The organism is Terrabacter aeriphilus (genome assembly GCF_039542985.1).
In the GTDB taxonomy this organism is placed as follows: domain Bacteria; phylum Actinomycetota; class Actinomycetes; order Actinomycetales; family Dermatophilaceae; genus Terrabacter; species Terrabacter aeriphilus.
In genome coordinates this window covers 1-5,179 of sequence record NZ_BAABIW010000003.1, presented here as the reverse complement: position 1 = coordinate 5,179, position 5,179 = coordinate 1, and the positions used below count along the sequence as shown (strand labels likewise).

At 72.4% G+C, this 5,179-nt stretch carries 1 protein-coding gene; it reads right to left on the bottom strand.

Features of this window, described 5'->3' with window-relative positions; translation table 11 throughout:
- Positions 1-72: 72 nt before the first annotated feature.
- Positions 73-5,163 carry an Ig-like domain-containing protein gene (locus ABD979_RS01585; protein ID WP_345505675.1) on the bottom strand — a complete coding sequence of 1,697 codons (5,091 nt, stop codon included), beginning with the start codon at positions 5,161-5,163 and terminating at the stop codon, positions 73-75.
- Positions 5,164-5,179 lie beyond the last annotated feature (16 nt).

Sequence of the window (5,179 nt, the reverse complement as noted above, 5' to 3'; positions counted from 1 at the left end):
ACACACTCGCGACAAGAGCAACCACGACGGTCGAGACGACCCCGACCCGACGCTTCCTGGCGGCGGTACCCATCACCCGCCCCACGGGTTCTTCGTGTCGCTCTTGGACCGTCCGTCGGCGCTGCGACACGTCACCGTCACCGACCCTTGTGGGAAGCCGTAGAACTTGTTCGACCGGTTGAAGCCGTTGGTCGGCTCGTGCGAGCCGCCCGTGCCGTCGTCGGGGTTGGACCACCCCGACACGGAGCAGCTGATCGGCCTCGTGAAGTTTCCGAGGGTGTAGGTCACCCACTGGCAGTCCTGGCTCGTGCAGCCCTGCCTCGGGGTGCACGTCGGTGCGCACTGACCCCCTCGCTGGGTGGTGATCGTGAGCGCCGGCGGCGGCGGCTCCGGGTCCGTCGTGCCGGTCACCCGTGACGTCCACGGTCCGGGCCCCGAGTCCTGCGCGATGGCGCGGACCCGGATGGTCCGGCTCTTGGAGTAGCCGAGGTTGTTGAACGTCGTCTCACGGGTGCCGGCACCCACGGTGGTGTTGCGGTCACCGTCGATCTCGTAGCCCGTGATCGGACGCCCGTTGCTCGCGGCCGCGCCCCACCGGAAGGTGATGCTGTTGCCGTCCTTGCTCGCGACCCGGAGGTTCGGCACGCCCTGGGTCTTGCCGTAGGGCGAGATCGAGGCGCCGCCGGACGTCTGGCACAGCCCTGCCGTGTTGCAGGTGGTCACCGTGATCGTCTGCGGCCCGAGGGGCAGCGCACCGGTGGTCTGGGTGCACGAGCCCGAGGTGCAGCCGAAGCTGCCGCTCGCACCCGACGACGTCGTGTAGGTCACCCGCTGGCCGCCGCTCGCGTGCGAGGCGCCGACGGAGTAGCTGACGTCGGCGGTCTGGTCGGACCGCGGGGTCGAGGCACCGTTCATCGCGGGCTGGTCGGGGTAGCCGTTGGCCACGTAGCTGCTGAAGTTGGCCCGGTCGGAGGTCGCCGGGCCGCCGTTCGTGGCCGTCACGGTGTACTGCACCGTCTGGCCGTCGTAGGGCACCGTGTCGCTCGCGACGCGCGACTGGCCGCCGCTACGGGTCGCGATGCGGTTCCACGCCCCGCCTCCGGTGCGCCGGTAGACCGAGTAGCTCGTGATGTCGGGGCCGTTGGGATCGGTCGACGACCAGCGGATCGTGACCTGGGCGTTGGTCGCGCCCGGCACCGCTGCGCGAGGCTGGAGGTTCGGCGCGCGCACCGCGGCGGGCTTGCCGAACGACTGTGCCTTGACCGCGGCGCCGAAGGGGCCCCAGCCGGCGCCGTTGCGGGCCTGCACGCGCACCTGGTAGGCGTCGTTGTTGACGAGGCCGCTCAGCACCCGGCTCAGGCCGGGCGCCGCCACCTTGGCCTCGCCGCCGCCGGTGCCGCTGCCGATGTTGATCCACTGGACGCGGTACTCCGTGACCGCGCTGCCCTTGTTGACCGGAGGCTGCCAGCGCACCGTGAGTCGACGGTCACCGGGCGTGATGGAGGAGATCCGGGTGACCTCCGGCTTCTTGTCCGGGGTCGCCACGTTGGACGCCGGGCTCGGGTCGGACCAGCCGACCGCGTTGCGGGAGCGGACCGTGAACGTGTACGGCGTGCCGTTGGTCAGGCCCGTGATGGTGCACGGCGAGGCCGCGCACTTCTGGGTGGGCCCGTTGCTTGCCGCGACCTCGTACTCGAGGATCGGCAGACCGCCGTCGTAGGGCGGGGGCCGCCAGTCGACGCGGGCCGTGCCGCCGAGCACGCGGTCGGCGACCGCGACGGGCGCCGCCATCGGGTCGGGCTTGCCGCGCAGGGTCACGAGCAGCTCGCCGACCGCCGCGGGGCGCCCCGGACCGTCGGTCGCGCGCACGATGAGGCGGGCCTCACCCCGGGCCTGGGCGGTGGCCGAGACCGTGAGCTGGCAGCCGGAGGCCGCGGCCGTGACGCCCGACCCCGACGAGAGGGTCGCTCCCGTGACGGAGCAGGCCCGCGTGCCGAGCTTGCTGTCGAGGTACTGCGCCACGTTGACCGTCTGGCTCGTGCCGGCGACGAGACCCTCGATGCGGATGGGGCGCAGCGTCGCGATCGGCACGGGCGGCGGGGCCTTGGGGTCCTGCGGGTCGTCGGGGTTCGGGGCCACCTTGGGCGGGGCTCCGATGACCCGGACGCCGATCTTGAAGCTCTCGTTGCTCCCCTTCGCCTTGACGACGACGGACCCGGTGGCCCCACCGGGGGCCGACTCCTCGGCGCGCAGGACGACCTGGCGGCCGCCCGTCCCCTGCTGGGTGAGCGCCACCTGGTCGATGCCCGGGTCCCACGAGGCCTCGTAGACGGCCTTGGCGGGGTCCATCCCGCTCGGGAGCCAGGCGTGGCAGAGGCGCGGGATGTCGATCTGCCGCGGGTCGCCGCCGGCCAGGATCGAGACGGCGAAGGCCGGGCACCGCAGCACCGGAACGTCGGGCCCGATCTGCACCTGCAGCGTGACGTAGGTCGTCTGGGCGCTCTTGTCGCCCGGGCCCGTGGCGTTGGTCACCTCGAGCATGAGGGCGGCCGGGCCGACGTAGCCGTTCGTCGAGGTGAGCCGGATCGCCGTGGCCGACGTCGCCTGCTGCTGGAGGTCGGCCGACGGTGCGGTCGAGACGGTGTCGGGCGAGGTGAGGGAGACCGTGCCCCCGCGGGGGTCGGTGACGTAGTCGCCGAGGCGGACGTCGACGGAGGAGTCGGCGGCCATCGTGATCGTCTTTCCCTGCACGACGTAGGGCAGGCCGTTGTCGCCCGCCGGCACGTAGATGAGGGCCATCGCGGTCGCGCCGTCGGCGTCCTCGATGAGGTAGGGCACGACGCGTGCGGTCGGGCGCAGCGTGATGCGCACCTTGCCGCGCTCGATGACCGCGCCGTCGCCGACGACCTTGGTGATCGTCAGGCTGGAGCGCTCGCCGTCGAGGTCGCGGTCGTTGGCCAGCGCGTCCACGAGGATGCTCGTCTCACCGCTCTTGGCGATGCCGGTGTCGTCGACGGCGACGGGCGGGTTGTTGAAGTCCTTCTGCCCGCGCACCGTCAGGGTCGAGCGCGACGGGTCGAAGAGACCGTCGGTGATGCCGTAGGTGAGCACCTTGGCCGGGCCCTCGGGGGGCACGACGGCCTTGATCGAGTCGTCCTTCTGCTTCGTGAAGTCCTTGGCGAACCCGTCGCCGTTGAGCTTGGCGAAGTCCTCGAACTCGACGGAGTCGCCGGCGGCGATGAGGTCGTTGGCGAGCAGGTCGACGCGCACGGTGCGCCCGGGGGCGGCCCGGACGTCGTCCTCGACCGCGACCGGGGGCTGGGGGTCGCCGGGCTGGACGACCCCGACCCGGACGAAGCCCTCGCTCGTGCCGCCGAAGCGGTCGCGCAGCTGGTAGCGGATCACCTCGGTGCCGGCGCTGCGGGGGTAGGCCTCGTAGCGGATCGTCGCGGCGCCGAAGCCGAGCACGCGGCCGAGCTTGAGGTCGACGGCCTGGCCGTCCTCGCCGACGATGCCGCTGACGAAGGTGAGGTCGCCGTCGGGGTCGACGCCGCTCGTCGGCACGGTGATGGAGAGGGTGTCGCCGGCCGTGACGCTCGCGGAGAAGCTACGGGCGCTGGGGTCGGCGTTCGGCCGCTTGACGGCATCCGGGAGGGGGTTGATCGTGACCGCGACCCGGCCGGTGACCGCGCGGGCCCGCAGGCCCTCGGGGTACGTCGAGTACTCCAGGATGGCGCTGGCGGGCGACGTCAGGTCCTTGGCCTCCGGCACGTAGCGCACGACGGTGCCCGAGGCGAAGGCCTGGCCACCACCGGACACGACGCGCACGCCGCCCGGGTCGAGGGCGAGCGGGATGCCCTCGGTCATCGAGTCGTTGTCGAGCACGGGGATGGTGACCGCGTCGCCCTCGCGGACGATGGCCTGGTCGTCGGTGACGGTCGGGCGCACCTGGTCCTTGGGCGTCGGCTTCTGCACGACCGAGAGCTGGCCGACGGCGGTCTGCGTGCCGTCGGAGATCGTGTAGGCCACCGTGCCCCGCAGCTCGTCCTTGTCCACGACCGGCGTCGTCGCCTCGGCCCGGATCCAGCGGCCCTGCACGACGGAGACCCGCAGCCAGGCGCTGTCGGTCGTCACCTTCTGGACGACGAGCACGTCGCTGCGCGGGCTGTAGTCGTTGGTGAGGACGTCGGCGACGACGGGCACCTGTCCGCGGAGCACGGCGGCGTCGGGGGTCGCGACCGGCGGGAGGTCGTCGGTCGGCGGCTTGAGGATGTCGACCCGCACGCGACCGACGGTGACGCCGGAGCCGTTCTGGGCGGCATACGTGATCGTCGACGTGCCGGGCGTCCGCCCGGTCACGGTCAGCACGTTGGTGGCGAGGTTGGTGTCGAGGGTCAGCTGCCCCGGCCCCTTGACCTCCTGGGCGAGCTGGAGGTGGGCCTCCGGGTCGCTGGGGTCGGCGCCGGCGATGTCGTTGCCGAGGGGCTGCAGCTGCACCGGCTTGCCCACGACGGCGCGCACGACGTCGGGCTGCGTGCGGGGCGCGACGGCCTTGTCGTCGTCACCGAGCACGTTGATCGTGACGCCCGACCTGCTCGAGCCACCCCGCCCGTCCTCGACGTTGTACTCGACGACCCGCTGGCCCTTCTTGCTGCCGGCGCGGATCGTCAGGGCGCCCGCACCGTCCACGCCCGTCGAGGCGTCGGGGGCCGTGATCTGCAGCGGGTCGTTCTCGGCGTCACGCCAGTCGGCGATGACCCCGACCTTGACCGCACCGTCGGCGACGACCGGGTAGGAGGCACTGGCCAGCCGGCTCTGCCCCGGTCGCAGCTTCGGGGGGGTGTTGACGTCGGGGCCGACGACGCGGACGGTGACCTTCGCGGTGGCGCGGCCGTTCTTGGCGGTCGTGCCGTTGTTGACGGTGTAGCTGAACGAGAAGGAGCCGGCTGCCGGCTCCTCGGGGACGGTCACCTGCACGGTCTGCCCGTCGGCCGACGCGCTCGTGCCGATGCCGTCGACGTCGGATGCCGTGACGTCGCCGGGCGAGATGGCGAGGATCGAACCCTGCGAGTCTGAGTCGTTGTCGAGCACGTGCAACGTCGAGGTCCGACCCGCACGCACCTGCAGGTTGTCCGGCTGCGCCTTCGGCGGCGTACGGCTCACCTCGTCATCGACGAGG